At 51.4% G+C, this 15,862-nt stretch carries 17 protein-coding genes; 13 read left to right on the top strand and 4 right to left on the bottom strand.

The window, feature by feature from the left end:
* Positions 1-20 precede the first annotated feature (20 nt).
* On the bottom strand, positions 21-437 hold the full coding sequence (locus NF859_RS06130; RefSeq protein WP_252743460.1) for a NifB/NifX family molybdenum-iron cluster-binding protein: 417 nt from the start codon (positions 435-437) through the stop codon (positions 21-23).
* A gap of 104 nt (positions 438-541) precedes the next feature.
* Between NF859_RS06130 and NF859_RS06125 the strand changes: the two genes are divergently transcribed.
* Both NF859_RS06125 and NF859_RS06120 read left to right on the top strand, forming a co-directional pair.
* Positions 542-1,144 (top strand): NifB/NifX family molybdenum-iron cluster-binding protein, encoded by a 603-nt coding sequence (locus NF859_RS06125; protein WP_252743459.1) that lies wholly within the window; start codon positions 542-544, stop codon positions 1,142-1,144.
* 43 nt (positions 1,145-1,187) lie between these two features.
* On the top strand, positions 1,188-1,433 hold the full coding sequence (locus NF859_RS06120) for a hypothetical protein (RefSeq protein WP_252743458.1): 246 nt from the start codon (positions 1,188-1,190) through the stop codon (positions 1,431-1,433).
* Here NF859_RS06120 and NF859_RS06115 read toward each other — a convergent pair.
* Positions 1,396-2,007: a class I SAM-dependent methyltransferase gene (locus tag NF859_RS06115; RefSeq protein ID WP_252743457.1), complete on the bottom strand. Its 612-nt coding sequence runs from the start codon at positions 2,005-2,007 to the stop codon at positions 1,396-1,398. The two genes, NF859_RS06120 and NF859_RS06115, sit on opposite strands and share 38 nt — an antisense overlap.
* Before the next feature lie 19 nt (positions 2,008-2,026).
* Positions 2,027-2,164, bottom strand: coding sequence for a hypothetical protein (locus NF859_RS06110; protein ID WP_252743456.1), 138 nt, complete (start codon positions 2,162-2,164; stop codon positions 2,027-2,029).
* A gap of 122 nt (positions 2,165-2,286) precedes the next feature.
* Here NF859_RS06110 and NF859_RS06105 point away from each other — a divergent pair, with 122 nt between their 5' ends.
* The 5 genes from NF859_RS06105 (at position 2,287) to NF859_RS06085 (ending at position 7,889) form a co-directional block, all read left to right on the top strand.
* Positions 2,287-2,745, top strand: coding sequence for a NifB/NifX family molybdenum-iron cluster-binding protein (locus NF859_RS06105; RefSeq protein WP_252743455.1), 459 nt, complete (start codon positions 2,287-2,289; stop codon positions 2,743-2,745).
* Between the two features lie 62 nt (positions 2,746-2,807).
* Positions 2,808-3,716, top strand: coding sequence for a hypothetical protein (locus NF859_RS06100; protein ID WP_252743454.1), 909 nt, complete (start codon positions 2,808-2,810; stop codon positions 3,714-3,716).
* Between the two features lie 2 nt (positions 3,717-3,718).
* Positions 3,719-4,540 carry an MBL fold metallo-hydrolase gene (locus NF859_RS06095; protein WP_252743453.1) on the top strand — a complete coding sequence of 274 codons (822 nt, stop codon included), beginning with the start codon at positions 3,719-3,721 and terminating at the stop codon, positions 4,538-4,540.
* A gap of 42 nt (positions 4,541-4,582) precedes the next feature.
* Positions 4,583-5,374, top strand: coding sequence for an SDR family oxidoreductase (locus NF859_RS06090; protein WP_252743528.1), 792 nt, complete (start codon positions 4,583-4,585; stop codon positions 5,372-5,374).
* Positions 5,375-5,516: 142 nt separating this feature from the next.
* On the top strand, positions 5,517-7,889 hold the full coding sequence (locus NF859_RS06085; RefSeq protein ID WP_252743452.1) for a hypothetical protein: 2,373 nt from the start codon (positions 5,517-5,519) through the stop codon (positions 7,887-7,889).
* Positions 7,890-7,909: 20 nt separating this feature from the next.
* Here the strand turns inward: NF859_RS06085 and NF859_RS06080 are convergent, their stop codons facing one another.
* Positions 7,910-8,884: a 4Fe-4S dicluster domain-containing protein gene (locus NF859_RS06080; RefSeq protein WP_252743451.1), complete on the bottom strand. Its 975-nt coding sequence runs from the start codon at positions 8,882-8,884 to the stop codon at positions 7,910-7,912.
* A 108-nt stretch (positions 8,885-8,992) separates the two neighbouring features.
* On the opposite strand from NF859_RS06080, the gene NF859_RS06075 reads away from it, so the two are divergent.
* From NF859_RS06075 to NF859_RS06050, 6 genes are all read left to right on the top strand, one after another.
* Complete coding sequence (locus tag NF859_RS06075) at positions 8,993-11,416, top strand: PEP/pyruvate-binding domain-containing protein (protein ID WP_252743450.1); 2,424 nt, start codon at positions 8,993-8,995, stop codon at positions 11,414-11,416.
* 2 nt (positions 11,417-11,418) lie between these two features.
* A complete protein-coding gene (locus NF859_RS06070) occupies positions 11,419-12,777 on the top strand; it encodes an MFS transporter (protein WP_252743449.1) in 1,359 nt (452 codons plus the stop codon).
* A gap of 24 nt (positions 12,778-12,801) precedes the next feature.
* Positions 12,802-13,575 carry a TrmB family transcriptional regulator gene (locus tag NF859_RS06065; protein ID WP_252743448.1) on the top strand — a complete coding sequence of 258 codons (774 nt, stop codon included), beginning with the start codon at positions 12,802-12,804 and terminating at the stop codon, positions 13,573-13,575.
* Positions 13,576-13,676: 101 nt separating this feature from the next.
* A complete protein-coding gene (locus NF859_RS06060) occupies positions 13,677-13,865 on the top strand; it encodes a hypothetical protein (protein WP_252743447.1) in 189 nt (62 codons plus the stop codon).
* 9 nt (positions 13,866-13,874) lie between these two features.
* On the top strand, positions 13,875-14,885 hold the full coding sequence (locus NF859_RS06055) for an AF_0692 family protein (RefSeq protein ID WP_252743446.1): 1,011 nt from the start codon (positions 13,875-13,877) through the stop codon (positions 14,883-14,885).
* Complete coding sequence (locus NF859_RS06050; RefSeq protein ID WP_252743445.1) at positions 14,882-15,844, top strand: AF_0692 family protein; 963 nt, start codon at positions 14,882-14,884, stop codon at positions 15,842-15,844. Before NF859_RS06055 ends, NF859_RS06050 begins: the two co-directional genes overlap by 4 nt.
* Positions 15,845-15,862 lie beyond the last annotated feature (18 nt).

Genomic DNA, 15,862 nt, shown 5'->3' with positions numbered 1-15,862 from the left:
GGGCAGAGGTAGATTCATCTTTACTCCTCTATTGGTGGTTTTTCAGCTTTTTTCACCTGCACCTGTTCCCAGAGGTCATCGAAGTTCTCTATGACTCTTCGGAGTGCTAGTTTCAGGTCTCTCGTCTTCGTGAAGAAAGCCACCTTGTTGGTTTTGTCACGGATCCGGAGGAAGTTTGGTCCCATTCTAAATGCAGCTAAGATATCAACGTCGAGGAGCTGGCTCACAACGGCTTTAAACTTCCTTGGGTCACCGTGTCCTTCATCGTGTTCCTCTTCAAAGTCTTTAGCTTTGTTGTGTCTCTTTTCGAGGAGCTTTACGCTCCCGTCTTCGCAGATTTTGTAGATCGCGAAGAACTCTGAGTCTCCATAATGGGCATCGATGAGGTGTTCATCATCTTCCATTCCGAACGCGACCTTGAGGCATCTCTTTTCCATGTAATATCCCCAGAGGGTTGTTCCGTGAAACTGGTTTATAAGAGTTAGGGAAACCGAAAAGTTTAAATGTTGTGCATATGCACAAAATAATAGAGGTGGTGGATATGAGGATTGCTGTTCCAACAAATGGTGGAGGTAGGGAAGATACAGTTGCTCCGGTCTTCGCAAGAGCACCAGCATTCTACATAGCGGATGTTGATGAAAATGGCAACATAGTCAGCGAGAAGGTCATCCAGAACAGCGCTGCAATGGTTGGTGGAGGTGCCGGCCCAATGGCAGTGCAGACCCTCATCAACGAGGGCGTTGAAGCTATAATCGCCCCGCAAGTCGGCCCGAATGCATTCGGCGCGATACAGGCAGCAGGCATTAAACTCTACCAGGTCGCCCCTGGAACCCCTGTTGAGGATGCCATAAAGAGCGTTGTGAGCGGTAGAGCAAGCCAGTTCACAGCACCGGCTCCACAGGCTCCGGTTGCTCCAGTTACTCCAGTGACCCCAGCAACACCAGTGGCACCAGCTGCCCCAGTGTATCCCGCCTACCCAGCCTACGGCTTCGGCTATGGATGGGGTAGAGGCTGGGGAAGAGGACGCGGTTTTGGCAGAGGATGGGGTAGAGGCGGAAGAGGCTGGGGAGCAAGGCTCGGCTACTGCCCGTGGACGGGAATGCCCAGCAGGAGAGCCCTCCGCTGGTATTACGGCTGGTGGTAAAGCAACTTCCTTTTACCTTTTTTAGCTTTTTGAGGTGCTGAAAATGCCACGCGGTTACAGAAGGGGCATGGCGCAAGGTAGACAATTTGTTGCCCATTCATATTATTATGGAAATTTTCTCGGCCGCTTTGGCCTTTACAGGATAATAGACCTAATATTCCTGCTCTTGATGCTCTACCTGCTCTTCAAACTCTTTCTTGTAGCCTCGACCTATGTTATAGCCCTCGTGCTAGTTTATATTATCCGGGGCTTTATAAGTCCAAGGAGGCGTTATTTCGGGCTACTATAAGCCTGACAATGCCCTTGTAGTACCTCTCCTCTTTTTCCACTTTGAAATACTTCCTAACAAGTTTGTGGGTCTCTCTCAGCGGGTTGTCGTCGAGGAGCGGCTTCAAGATAAGTTTCATCGGGAAAAGGAAGAGGTAGTTCACTATCCTGCTCTCGCTCTTCGTGTGTTCGAGAAAGATAACCCTTCCACCGGGTTTGAGTACTCGTTTTATCTCATCCATTGCCTTATCAGGGTTAGGAACGGTGCAGAAGACGAAGGAAGAGACTACTGTGTCAAAGTAGTTATCGGGAAATGGAAGACGCTCTGCTTCAGCAACTATGAGCTTCACTTCTATTCCGAGTTCTTCTGCCCTCCTCTTGGCCATTTCAAGCATTTTCTCCGAGCCGTCAACGGCATAAAGCTCAACACCCTGAGGATAATAATGAAGGGTCTTTCCAGTACCGATCCCGATCTCGAGCGTTCTTCCCTTGGCAAAGGAGATGGCCCTCTCACGGAGAGGATTGAAGACCCTGTCCAGTGGCTTTTCTAGGAGCTCATAAAAGCCTGCTATCCTATCGTACTTTTCACGGTACATAAAAAACACCAGAAGGAGCTTACATACTTCCACTTACTGCTAGCTGGATTATCTTCCCTATCTCCACTAAAACCCGCTGAAAGAACTCGATGACTTTCACATCATTGAGAATCGCCCTTCTCTCAACCGAAACGTGAAGGTTCTCAATTTTGAGCACTTGCTCACCCCATGGGTAACATCGATAAGATATTTTTAAGCATTTTGAAACAGACTTGTGTAATGAGCATATGCACAAGATTTTTAACTTAGGTTACCCTAATTCACGTGGAGGTGATGGAGATGAGGATAATTGTGTCAACCGTTACTGGAGGTCTTGAGGATAGGGTGAACACTGCTTTTGGAAGGACGCCGACGTTCACGATCGTGGACGTTGAGAACAACCAAATAGCCAACGTTCAGGTCGTTCCAAACCCGGGTTACTCACAGCCTAGGGGAGCAGGAGTTACAGCAACGCAGTTCGTTATAGACCAGGGTGCAGATGTTGTCATCGCCGGTCAGTTCGGTCCCAACTCCTCTGGAGTGCTCCAGGCTGCAGGCATAAGGATGATCTCGGCTCCAGCCACTATGACAGTTAGAGAAGCCGTTGAGGCCTTCCTCAGGGGAGAGCTTACTACGGCAGTCTTTGGGCCAGAAGGAGGAATAGGCCCAGGCATGGGCAGAGGAATGGGTCGTGGAAGAGGTAGCGGCGGAATGAGAAAAGGAGGAGGCTTTGGAGGCAGAAGACAAGGGGGATGGTAATCCTTTAACTTCTAAGGGAAAGCCGTTTATACTTATTCCCCCTATTCTTTTTGGTGAACTCTATGAAGTACAGCAAACTTGCTGTAAAGATTTTGGAATACGAAGAGAAGGAGATATACTACGATCCGGTTTACCACGGCAGAACTCTAAAGGTTTTTGGCATCGATGATGACCCCACGAGAGTTATAGATTACATTGGAGATCAATTTCTCGAAAAAGAATACGGGCTGATTTTCTTTGATACAAGGGGAAAGTATCCTAAGGAGAAATTCGACACTATAATAGAAATAGAGGACAACAAGCCTACAGGCCTTGACCCCATAAAGATGGTTAAAAAAGGCCTCTTGAAGGACTTTTACACAGCATCAACGATAATTCAGACCATATACGGATTGGATCGCTCTCTTACCGATAAACTCTATGCTGACGTTCTTGGGAGCAAAGTTAAAAGTGTAGCAGATGTAGCCAAGTCAAAGGAACAGTACGGGGAGGTTATAAGAGAAGTCTACACTTCCCTCGATGAGACCTTTTTTGAGGGAGAAGTTCCCGAGCTCGGCAAGAGCATTTTGGTTGACTTTGGAAAAACCTACAGCATAAGTACCGTGGGAATGGCGTTTCTAATCCTTGCGGCGGCTGTTAAAGATAGAAGGAGCACTTTAATAGGAATCGATGATGCGGCGGTTCTTTTCTACACAACTCCCGGAAGTGCAGCCATTCCTCTATTGACTCAACCCATGAGGGGGAGGGTTACAGTATTAGGCTCCAGATACGTTGCGGAAAATCTCCTTAACATACCGGGACCAACGCTGGTTCTTTACAACGATCCAGACCTGCAGAGCATGATTTACGAAGCTAACGGAGTGCCTCAAGGAGATATGAGAAAGCATGTTCTCAAAGGAGAAGGAGCATTTGTATGGAGGACAACCCAAACACTGGAAGTGGAGTTTGGCAAGCTTCCCTTTGAGGGATGAAGATGAGGATGGTAGTGCTATTTGAAAATCATGCAGGGTTTAAAAAGGGCCTTCTCGGGGCCCATGGCTTTTCTCTTTTTGTGGAGCACAATGGGAGGAAGATTTTGGTGGATGCAGGTACGGATGGCACGATTTTGCTTCACAATATGGAAGCGCTCAATATATCCCCCAACGAGATTGATGCAGTATTCATTACTCACGGTCACTACGACCATACTGGGGGACTTGAAAAGTTTTTAGAGGCGAGAAAAGACTCCATAGTGGTTTATGCTCACCCCGATATATTTTTAAGAAGGGTGGCTCTAAAGCCCAAGCGCAGGGAAATTGGAATTTCATTTTCACAGGAGCATCTAGAAAAACTCGGAGCCAACTTTATACTAAAGGAAAAACCAGTTAAGATTTTTAATGGGATATACACAAGCGGTGAGATAGAGAGAACGACTTGGGATAGATCAGTTGGCTATATAGTGGATGGGAGAAAGCTGATAAAAGACCCTCTAAAAGACGACATGTCACTGCTCGTTGAGCTTGGAGGCAAAATGGTCGTTATAACTGGCTGTGGCCATAGTGGAATTTTGAACATAGTGAGGCACTCAATAAAACTCATGAATAAGCCGATTTTTGCTCTGGTGGGTGGGTTCCATCTAACTGGAGCCAAGAGGAATATTTTGGAAGATGCAATTAAAGGCATTAGCACCCTTGGGGTTGAAAAACTTTATCCAGGACACTGCACAGGATTTGATGGAATTTGCAGCTTTATGTCTGCTTTTGGAAGTAAAGTAGAACCTTTATACGTAGGAAAAGAGGTCAAATTTGTCCACTAACATTTTTATCCTCCTTTGAACCTATGTTTTATGGTGATGTCAATGTTGAGCATAGACCTTTCTGGAAGATTAGCGTTTACTACGGCCTCAAGCAAGGGGATAGGCTTTGGCGTTGCAAGGGTTCTAGCAAAGGCTGGGGCTGATGTAATACTCCTCTCGCGGAGTGAGGAGAACCTGAAGAGGGCGAAGGAGAAGATCAAGGCCGAGAACGACGTTGAGGTTAGCTACATCGTTGCAGACCTCACAAAGAGGGAAGATCTTGAGAGAACCGTAAAAGAGCTCGGAAGCATTGGTGAGCCGGACATATTCTTCTTCTCCACCGGCGGGCCTAAGCCGGGCTACTTCATGGAGATGGACATGGAGGACTGGGAAAGAGCTGTTGATCTTTTGCTATACCCTCCGATATACCTAACGAAGGCTTTGGTTCCAGCTATGGAAAAGAAAGGCTTTGGAAGGATAATCTATTCTACAAGTGGTGCGATAAAGGAACCGATACCTAACATAGCCCTCAGCAATGTCGTAAGGATTTCGATGGCAGGCCTCGTGAGAACCTTGGCTAAAGAGCTTGGGCCTAAAGGCATAACCGTCAACGGCATAATGCCCGGCATCATAAGAACTGACAGGATGATACAGCTCGCAAAGGACAGAGCTAAAAGAGAAGGCAAGACCGTTGAGGAAGCTCTCCAAGAGTACGCGAAGCCGATACCCCTTGGAAGGCTTGGAGAACCTGAAGAGATAGGCTACCTCGTGGCTTTCTTAGCCAGCGACCTTGGGAGCTACATAAACGGCGCCATGATTCCGGTTGATGGGGGAAGGCTGAATTCGGTATTTTGAAATGGTTGCTATGTTAAACCTTTCTTTTTACATTTAGTTCCGTTTTTAAACGAAAGTATTTTATAGTTTGACAACTTACCATTGACTATAATCACATGGTTTTTTGACGTTTTTGTCGCCGTGTGAAAAAGATGGTGAAAAAATGAAAGGTAGGTTTGCAGGCTTTGCCCTGCTTTTGAGTGTAGTGCTGCTTGGAGCTTTCATCTCTGGATGTATAAACCAAAGTGTTAGTACGGAAACTGTCAGCAGACCCGAGGAGACGGTAACAAAAACCGAAACCGAGACAAAAACTGAGACAGAAACAAAAACTGAAACCACTACAACAGACACCCATACACCAACGGAAACTGAAACCAAGACAGAGACCGAAACACAAACAGAAACAACAACTGAAACACAGAGCCCAACCGAGACTCCGACGGAAACACCGCCTGAAACCTCCAAGGGGCTCTGGGGGAACATGACCGAGGAGGAGGTCGAGAAGTGGCTTGAGGAGATGGTGAGCATCATAGAGTTCTACAACAACGATATCGAACACAGCAAGGAGCTTTTGAACAAGACCGGAGCCCGGCTGGACACCATGATGAACAGCCCCGGCATAGTGACCCCGGATGAGGAGTTCGCCTCGCTAATGGAGCTTGCCGAGGGAACGGACAACAAGACGCGGAAGCTCCAGTACTTGGTCAACGCCTCGCTCCTTAGGTTCAGGCAGGCGATAGCCATGAGGAACCTCGTTCTCACGGTCGCTGTGGAGAAAAGCTACTGGGAAGCTTTTAAGAGCGGCAAGCCGATAGACGAGTACTACAGAAAGGAAAATGGCATGTTCACGGTCTTTGAGCCTCACCCCGACGTCCTCTCTGTTCAGAAGCTCGACGCCAGGCAGATGGCCGAGATGACGAAGAAGATAATAGGCAACAGAGAAGTTGTAGGAGTCCATATACTCGTCCCCTCCGCCGATATGGGAGTCATTCTTGGAGAAGGGAGGAGGGACGTTGAGGCAAGGGCAGTTCCAAAGCTCGTCCTCCCCAGGGATAAGCCAACGACGTTCAAGGTCAACACCCCCAGTGGCAAGGTGATTATACGTGAGATTAAGAGGAAAAATAACGTCGCTTCATTTCCCACAAACGAGCCGGTGAAGGTGGACTTCGTTGCCGGGGGCATTTACACCATAGACGGAGTCAACGGGTGCGTCCTCATACCGGAAGGGGAGCCTCCCTTTGACATAATTCTCACCCCCGCTCCGCCCTTCAACCCGTGCCCTTACCCAACTGAGAGCACGTTCTTCGTCGTCGGCGACTACAAGGTGCCCACGGAACTGAGCGAGGAGGAAGTTGCAAAGCTCTCATCTCAGGGCGTCTTTGGGCCGGAATGCTTTGATTGTAATGCCATAGGGGTTCCGCCGGGAACGTACTCAATAGCCCCCAAGGACTTCAACATGGCGATAGTCATCGACCCGAGAACGGGGGAAGTCATCCACAGGGCGGACATGGGCGGTGGGGACTTCGAGCTCCCGCCCCTAGATGGTGAGGCCGTTCTCTACATTCCCTACGCGAAAGGCGAGACGTGCAGGAGGGTAAGGCCTAAGGTAGACCACGACCGTGTCATCATAGACTTTGGGACTGTTAGGAGCGACTGCGGATACCCACCGGACGACTGGCTCATCCCAGACCCGGAGAGCATGCTCATCGTGGAACCCGAGGGAGACAAGCCCTGGGATACTGAAATACCCCCGTACATCGTCTACCGCCAGCCGGAGGAGAGCTACCTTGAACCGGGCAACTACTCGGTAATAGCCGTAAACGTCACCGTAACCCCCGAAGTTGCTCTGATTGACGAGATAATCCCCGCGGGCCCACACTTTGTCCACGTGGACATAGGTAAAACTATAGAGGACCTCCTCAAGCCCTCACCAACGTTCCCCAACCCGGAGAGAACCTCGGGGAAGTTTGAGAACTCCCCGTGGGGTTATCCAATGAGGATAGGACAAGGGGGCAACACCACGCCGATGTTCCCAGGGCCCTACAGTCCGTTCCTCCAGGGAGTCTACAACGACACCTACGGCTCACCCGGGCCCTACAACCCGATTGATGTTCCCCCGCTGATGGTAAACGAGAGCACAGGTTCACCCGGCCCCTACGACCCCTTGGGGCCATCAAAAGTTGGGCCAATAACCATTGAGATAAAGATAGTCATCAAGCTCGGCAAGACTACGAGAATGGGCGCTGAAGAGCCGCAGGTTCTGATAATCTCAAGCGGGCCAAGGGACGCAAGTGGAAGGAGTGTCATCCCCTACTACATACCCCACTTCTCCCTCGACAGGCTCATCATAGAGGTTCTGACCTTGAGGGAGCCGACGACGGGCGAGGAGAGTCAGGTGGCCTTTGTGAAGCTCATAGGAATCGACGGTAAGTTCGACCATAGAGAAGCGATACACAGGGCCAGCGTGGGAGTCCTCGACTGGCCGGGGATGACGATAAACGAAGAATACAAGGGAAGTAGGTTCCCTAGGAAATGACGACAAACGAAGAAGCCCTTTCATTTTCCAAGCTCTTTTTCTTTTTTGGCAATCTTTTCGTAGGCTCCCTTTATTTTCCCATAGCTCCCCTTCGTGAAAGTGCACTCCTTTACACAGACAGAGCAGCCGAGGGTTCTTGAGAAGACGACGGCACACTTTTTGTAGTCTATGTGCACCTCCCGGCTGTTTTCCCTCTTCGGCGTGATGTATATCGCCTGGGCAGGGCAGGCCCTAACGCACGCGTTGCAACGGTCGCAGAAGTCCGGAATCCACTCGTATTCCCAAACGCGCTCGTCGGTGTAGGGAAGCTCCAGATCGGTGTAAACGGCCCCTATCCTCACGCTCGGCCCGTTTTCAGGGGTTATCAAAAGCCCGTGCTTGCCTATGTGGCCGAGACCAGCTTTCTGGGCCAGAAGCGGAAAGTTCGTGCTCCCGCCAACTGCCGGGTCGGGCTGGGCGTTGTAGCCCCTCTCCCTTAAAAACTCCGCTATCTTGTAGGCCGCCCGGGTTAAGCGGTAGTAGGTTCTCCACACCTCGATTCCGGCTCTAATGCCGGGCGCCTTCGCTATCTCCCCCTTTCTCATCTCACCTATGAGCACTATCGCGTTCTCGAAGAGCACAGCCCTGTTGGAGAAGACCAGCTCCGGAGTAAGTTTCGTGTAGCCGACCTTCAGAACGCCGAGTGATTTTGCATAGCTCTCAAGCTCCTCGAAGAACTCCGGCGGGGCGGTCTTTTTGCCATTTCCCGGGTTCTTCCGTACGCTCGTCACGCTCTTTCGGGCGTAGTAAGCCGTGCCCACAAGGTATGGAAGAACGAGTACCATCTTGAGGATATGCACTCCGGGCTTTCCGTATAACGCAACCACCTCGGGCACCAGCCGACCCTCTGGAGAGTTAGGGGAATTCTCAAAGGCCGGCTTAATGCTTGTGTACCTCCTCACGTCCGGGAAGACCGCGTAGACGAACTTCCTCGCGAGCTTGGCCTTGAGGCTCATCTCACCACCAAAGATCAATTGTGGGAAAAGGATAAAAGGATGTTGTAACTACTTAAGTTACACAAACTTTTTATCTTAACAAACGCTCACCGCTTGAAGGGTGAAACCATGGAGTACGTTAAAGTCCTCAGCGAGCTTCAAAAGGCCGATATTGGTCTGGCTGGTGGGAAAGGAGCATCTCTGGGGGAGTTGGTGAGAGCCGGCCTTCCAGTGCCAGAGGGTTTTGTGGTCACGACTAAGGCCTACGACGCTTTTCTCAAAATCAACGGACTGGATGGAATAATCCGCGAAGCTCTAAAAGAGAACCCGCCCAACGGGAAAAGAATAAGGGAAGCGTTTTTGAGGGCCAAAATTCCCCGTGAGGTGGCTGAGGAGATAGTGAGTACCTACCGTGAGATGAATCTTGGGAGTGTTGCAGTCCGCTCTTCGGCCACTGCCGAAGACCTTCCGGGTGCAGCATTTGCAGGCCAGCACGAGACTTTTCTCAACGTGAAAGGGGAGGAAGAGCTTCTTAAGGCAGTGAAGGGGTGCTGGGCATCACTGTGGAGTGATAGGGCGATAGAGTACCGTGAGAAGATGGGAATACCCCACGAAACCGTGAAGATGGCCGTCGTCGTCCAGAGAATGGTAAACGCCGAGGTTTCCGGTGTCATGTTCACCGCAAATCCCGTGACGGGAAGGATAGACGAGGTCGTTATAAACGCGAGCCCCGGTCTTGGTGAGGCTATCGTATCCGGAACCGTAACACCTGACCACTACGTCCTCAGAAAGACCCGCTTTGGGTGGAAAGTGGTCGAAAAGCGGCCCGGAATGAGGGGAATTTCGAAAAGAGGGCGAGAATTCGTGCTCTCTGAAAAAGACCTTAAGAGGCTCGCTTCCCTCGGTCTCAAGATTCAGGAGCACTTCGGAAGGCCCCAGGACATCGAGTGGGCCATCGAAGGAGGAAAAATCTTCATCCTCCAGGCCCGTCCCATAACAACCCTCCCAGAACCGCTTCCGGAGATGGGAAGACTTGCAAAAACCTTGATAAGGACGCTCGCCGAGATAGTGCCGGAGAGGCCCCTCCCAATGGACCTCGAGTGGATAAGGGCCCTCTTCTCGAATGCCGTTGGCAGGGTGGCGAGGTACTTCGGTCTCGGAGTCCCGGCTATCGACGAGATATTTATCGTGGAGGACGGGATTCCCGTGAAGGTTAACCCGGGCTTTTCCGTGAGGCCGAGGCCAGGGATTCTCTTGGCCCCGTTTAAAGCTATTCGCCTGGCGCTGAAGTACAAACCCTCTGCCTGGGAAAGCGATCCCTTGCTTAGGGAGTACCTCTCTAGGTTGGAAAAAATAAAAGCAACTGCCGATGAAGTCTCGAGCAGAGAGGAGATAAAATCGGCTATCGAAGGTCTTCTCGATAACCTTTCCCTCATCGGCGAGCTCAGGAAGAGATACCTGCCGGGGATCCTGCTCTCCTACCTGAAGGTTCGCCTTATGCTTAAGCTCGCCCGCAGGGATTCTTATTCCCATCAGCTCTTATTTACCTGCGTTGAGACCAAGGTGATCGAGACCAACAGGGAGCTTGAAGGGCTGGCGGAATTCGTGAGAGAAACGCCAGAGCTGAGGGAGCTCTTTGAGAATCATGAACCGGAAGAGATCCTCAAGCTTCTCCCGGGAATTCCCGCTGGCGCTGAGTTTTTGGAGAAGTTCCGCGGGTTCCTCGAAAAGTACGGCCACAGGGAAGCGGCTGGCTCCGCAATGCTCTCGCACGGCACGTGGAGCGAGAGGCCCGAGATAGTTATTGGCATAATCAAGGGACTGTTGTCGGCTGGATCGATGGAAAAGAAACCTTGCAGGTTTGAGAAAGCCCTTGAGGGAGTCCTGTCCAGCTCATTTCTCGGAAAACGTCCCTTCAGGGGTTCCTTCGTCAGGAGCCTCGAAAACGCCCGCGTTCTGCACAAGCTCCGCGAGGACACGAGGTTCTACGCAATGGCATCAATCCCGGTCATGAAGAAGCTCCTTAGAATGGCAGGGGAGCTTCTTGTAGGGGAGGGGGCGCTGGAGGAGCCAGCGGACGTCTTTTACCTGACGGTTGATGAGCTCGATGAAGAACCGGAGGTCATAGCGGAGAAGGTTAAAAGGAGAAAGAAACGGTGGGAGGAGCTTAGGGACGTTCCCTTCATAGACCCGAGGCTTCTTCTTGAGACGAGGGAAGTGGCCGAAAACGCCCTGGTCGTGGGAATCCCGGGAAGTCCGGGGATAGCTGAGGGGACTGTGAAGGTCATAAGGGGCCCGCATGAGTTCCACAAGCTCAGGAAGGGCGATGTACTCGTGGCGCCTTACACCACACCCGCATGGACGCCGCTGTTCAAGCTTGCGAGTGCCGTGGTTGTAGATACCGGAGGTCCTCTTTCCCACGCGGCGATAGTGGCTAGGGAATACGGCATCCCCGCTGTAATGGGCACTGGAAACGCAACTAAGGTTCTCAAGGACGGGATGAGGGTTAAGGTTGACGGGACTAGGGGACTCGTCTTTCCCGCGGAGGTGTAGCTATGGAGTTCGATGAGAGCTACGTGAGAAGGGCAACACCTCTACTAGCTTTTACGACCCTCATAGTCCTCTACGCTGAGGCAATGCTCATCCCCAGCATACCGCGCATCCAGGCGGAGTTTGGAGTAACGCCCGCCGAGGCTTCGTGGATACTCGCGGTTTACTTTCTATCAGGGACGATCTTTGCCATGGTCTTCGGAAGGCTCGGTGATGTATACGGCAGGAAAAAGCTCCTCATCACCGCATTATCCTTCTTTACCCTGGCCGTTTTATTCAACGCCTTTGTCCCAAGCTTCCACGCCTTCATAGCCTTTCGCGCCCTTCAGGGGGTCGGAATGGCCACCGCTCCACTCGCATACGCCCTCGTTAGGGAGCAGTTCCCCAGGGAAAAGGCACCCTTTGCCCAGGGCCTGATTTCGGCGATGAACGGCCTTGGCCTCATAATAGCGCTCCCCCTCGGCGGTTTCATAGCGGAGCACTACGGATGGAGAGTGACTTTCTGGAGTGTGTTTCCATTCTCCCTAATCCTGATCTTCTTGATAGCCGTTACCATCAGGGAAAGCCGTGCAGGTAAAGCCGAAAAAGAATTTGACTGGCCGGGAGCGGCGCTTTTTGCACTCTCTGCCTCTTCGCTTCTCATCCTCATCTCAAACGGCCCACAATGGGGAATAAAAAGTGAAAAAACGGTCCTTACTGCCCTGACTTTCATTCTCTCATCCGTTGCCCTCATAATGCATGAGAGGAGGAGCGAGGTCCCTCTCATTCCACTCTCAATATCGGACAGGAACATCTCGTCCTCCCTGATTGCGGCTTTTCTGGCGGCGGTGGCGTTCCAGGTCATATTCCTGACCCTGACGTACCTTTTCCAATCTCCGAAACCCTACGGCTACGGGGTGGAGAGCTCCAGGGCCGGTTCGCTCATGATTCCGATGGTAGTGGCGTATATGCTCTCAGCTCCCCTTGGGGGAAAGCTCGTGGTAAGGGTTGGGGCTAAAGTTATGGGTATCGCTGGAGGTGCCGTTGCATCCATAGCCTACCTGATTTTGGCGCTGAGCTCTCATATGGGTCTTGGTGTTGTTTTAGCCCTGATAGCGGCCGGTGCTTCGGGAATGGCACTCCTCAACGTGGCGGTCATCAATACCCTCACCTTCTCAGCCCCAAGGGAGGTTTTAGGTGCATCCACCGGGCTTTTTACAACCTTCAGGAGCGTTGGTTCTTCCCTTGGACCCTCCATCGGGGGAGCCGTGCTTTCAGCACTTTCACTCCCCATGGCGTTCAAGGTCAACTTCCTGCTCGTTGCGTCGTCCTTCGCCCTTGCCACCTCCCTCTTCCTCAGCGTTCGCGAGGTTGTTAAAGGATAAAAAGGAAGCCCAAAGTGATGCTCAATGATAGACGAAAAACTCGTTGAAAATCTCAAGCGTCTTGGCCTTAAGGACTACGAGGCGAGGGTTTACGCCGCTTTGGTGCTCCTCGGCCCCTCAAAGGCAAGCGAAGTGGCAAGGGAGAGCGGCGTTCCAAGGCCGAAGGTCTACGAGGTGCTGAAAGAGCTTCACAGGAAGGGCTTTGTTGACCTCAGTGAGGGGAAGCCGGCCTTCTTCCGCGCGGTGGAGCCGGAAAAGGTCATAGGTGCACTCAGGGACGAGTACATAAAGTCGGCCGAGGAGGCGATAATCTCCCTCAAGAGCGGGGGGAAGCGGGAGAAGGAGTGGTATCCCGTGTGGTACCTCCAGGGGGAGTGGAACATCCGCGGGAAGGCCGAGGAACTCATCGAGGGGGCACAAAGGGAGGTCATGGCGGCCTTTGTGGACAGGCGCTTTTCCAGGAAGCTGGCGAGGGCTTTAAGGAACGCCCGCGGGAGAGGGGTTGAGGTTACCGTCCTTCTCCTCGGAGGAAAGAGGCCGAAGTACCTTGAGGGAATGAGGGTTGAGGTCGTTGACCAAAGAAGGCTCCAGAGGAAGGAGGATCTCAGGGACATCTTCATAAACTTGATGTTTGAAGGTCCCTACGCCGTCAAAGCCCTTCTCATCCTCGATTCCAGGGAGTCCCTTATGATATACGAGGAGAAGGGCGTCCTAAAGGGCATCCTCGTGACGATACCCTTCATCCCGACCTTCCAGAGGGCGGCGTTGCTTTACCTCATAGACGAGGCTGGAGTTTGAATTCTTTACAAGGGCTTTGATTGAGCGCGAAAGAATCAGCCTTAGCAAATTCCGAAACCCTAAAATACTTTCGAAGTGTAGAACGAAACCGGTGCCTGTGTATGGTTCGCGTGATGCCCGATCAGATAACGGTAAAGCGCTCCGGGATGCTGGCGAAGGAGAAGACCGAAAGATACCAGGGCGAAGCCGGGGAAGTTAGGGATTATTCAAAGCTCGAAACGGTGATAGCCCTCCTGCTCGGGATAATCGCAATCGGCTTTGTAATATTCGTGCTAAGTCACTACCTGTGAGGGATTTTGGTGAAAAAGTTTCGAAAGTATCTTTTCTGGCTTATCCTCGGGGCTTTATCCACTTACTTTGCAGAGGTCGTGACGGCCTCAACGCCCTTCCCATTCTTCACTCTCCCTGGCCTCCTTGTGACTTACCCCTTCTACACCCTGAACATGTTGGTTTTCGCCTACGTAGCCTTTCAAAAGCGGAAGGTTGACCTCTACACCCTCTTCCTTGCAGGCCAAGTCTTCGGGCTCTTCGAGGCCTACGGAACCAAGATGCTCTGGAGCCCCGGGTGGGGAGCGGAGCCAAAGTTCCTCGGAATCTCGGTGATTCCCTTCCTCCTGCTCATCTTCCTCTGGCACCCCTTGATGTCATTCGCTCTTCCTATTCTCATCGCGGAAAGCTACCTCATATCCTCCAACGAGGTGGTCACTGGCATTCCGGGGTGGATTTCACGGTATCTTGGGAACAAGAGAATTCTGTATGTAATTTTTGTTCTCTTCGTGCTCTTCTGTGCGATAAACCAGGCCGTTAATTCGCCCTCAAAAATGGTCTCTCTCCTCTCTCCATCGGCCTCGTGGATTCCTATCCTTCTCTCAATCTGGCTCTGGAGGAGAAAGGGCCTTAATTTCAGCCTTCGGGAGCTTCTGCCCACAAAAAGAGAGATTTCAGTTGTTTTTCCCTTCTTCCTCCTGATGTACGCTCTGCTCGGTATCTACTTGTTCCCCGAGGGTATACCCCAGCTGGAAGAGCAGGCCGGTGTGTGGGTTCTGTACGCGTTCTTCGGAGCCCTCCTCTACTTTGACGTCAAATCACCCCATTCGGAAGTGGCAAACGTTCCGCAAGAGGTTCCACGGGAAATTTTTGCGTCCTTTGGATTTGTGGTTGCGTTTGTCGCCTACTTACTCCCAAAATCTGTGCCTCTGGTGGTCGTCTCCTGGGTTCCGGGTGTTGCCGTTGGGATTTCCATTTTCTGCTGTGCTGTAAGGAGGATATTTAAAATATTCCCAAACCCACATGAGGAGGGGCTAAAATGAGGCTGCCAAAAAGGTACGTCTTCTGGTTCATCATCGCTTCCCTTTCGGCGCTCTTCGGTGAGGTGGCGATAGGCTCCACGCTCTACCCTTTCTTCTCTCCCTGGGGGGTTCTCGTTATCCTTCCCCTATACGGCCTCCACACGCTCGTTCTTGCTTCCATAGTCTACCGTTTTGGCAGGCCACGCTTTGAGACTCTCTATTTGGTGGGCATCATCTTCGGCCTTTACGAGGCATACATCACCAAGATAATCTGGAACCCGGACTGGGAGTCTCCTATTCAGGTGGGAGGAATCAGCGTCCTTGAGCTTCTCGTTGTTGTGTTTTTCTGGCACCCGTTCATGTCCTTCATGATCCCCGTTGGAGCTGCCGAACTGCTGACCTCAAGGAGAAAGCTACTTCCCGAATTCGTCTTAAAGCGGCCCCTTCTCTTTGCCATCATTCTCGGGGCCCTGGAGAGCTCAAACTCTCCCTCACCGCTCCACTCCTTCCTGTCTCTAGCATCAACATTAACCGTAATCCTTCTTCTCATATGGTGGTGGAGAAAGCACTATGAAGGAGAAAACCTGGACGACCTCCTTCCCACGTTGAAAGAGCTAAGGGTTCTTATTCCCCTCCTTTTGGTCTATTACATTGTCCTTGGCCTGGGAATAAAGAGGGAAGCAATACCGGGGCTTGGAGCTCAGGCCTTTATCTGGTTCCTCTACGCTCTCACGTTCTATCTCCTCTACAGATCGCTCAAGAAATCGAGAGGGGTGGAAGTTGAGCGTATTGTTGCTCCCTCCTTGAATGGATTGGTTATGCTCTCACTCGTTTGGATTATCTCGGGAGTTGCCTTCTCCACCCTGAAGCTTTTCATCCACGAGCTGAAGTACTTAATAATTGTGGCTCTATGGCTCTTTGGGGCTTTGATTGGACTCATAAGCTTCTTTAAGAGTGCATGGTGGACACTAAAAAAGTGAGATAACTTTTTATAAACC

The organism is Thermococcus alcaliphilus (assembly GCF_024054535.1).
GTDB classification, from domain to species: Archaea; Methanobacteriota_B; Thermococci; order Thermococcales; family Thermococcaceae; genus Thermococcus_A; species Thermococcus_A alcaliphilus.
Note: the sequence above shows the minus strand (reverse complement) of the source record. Positions and strands in the feature narration are given on the sequence as shown.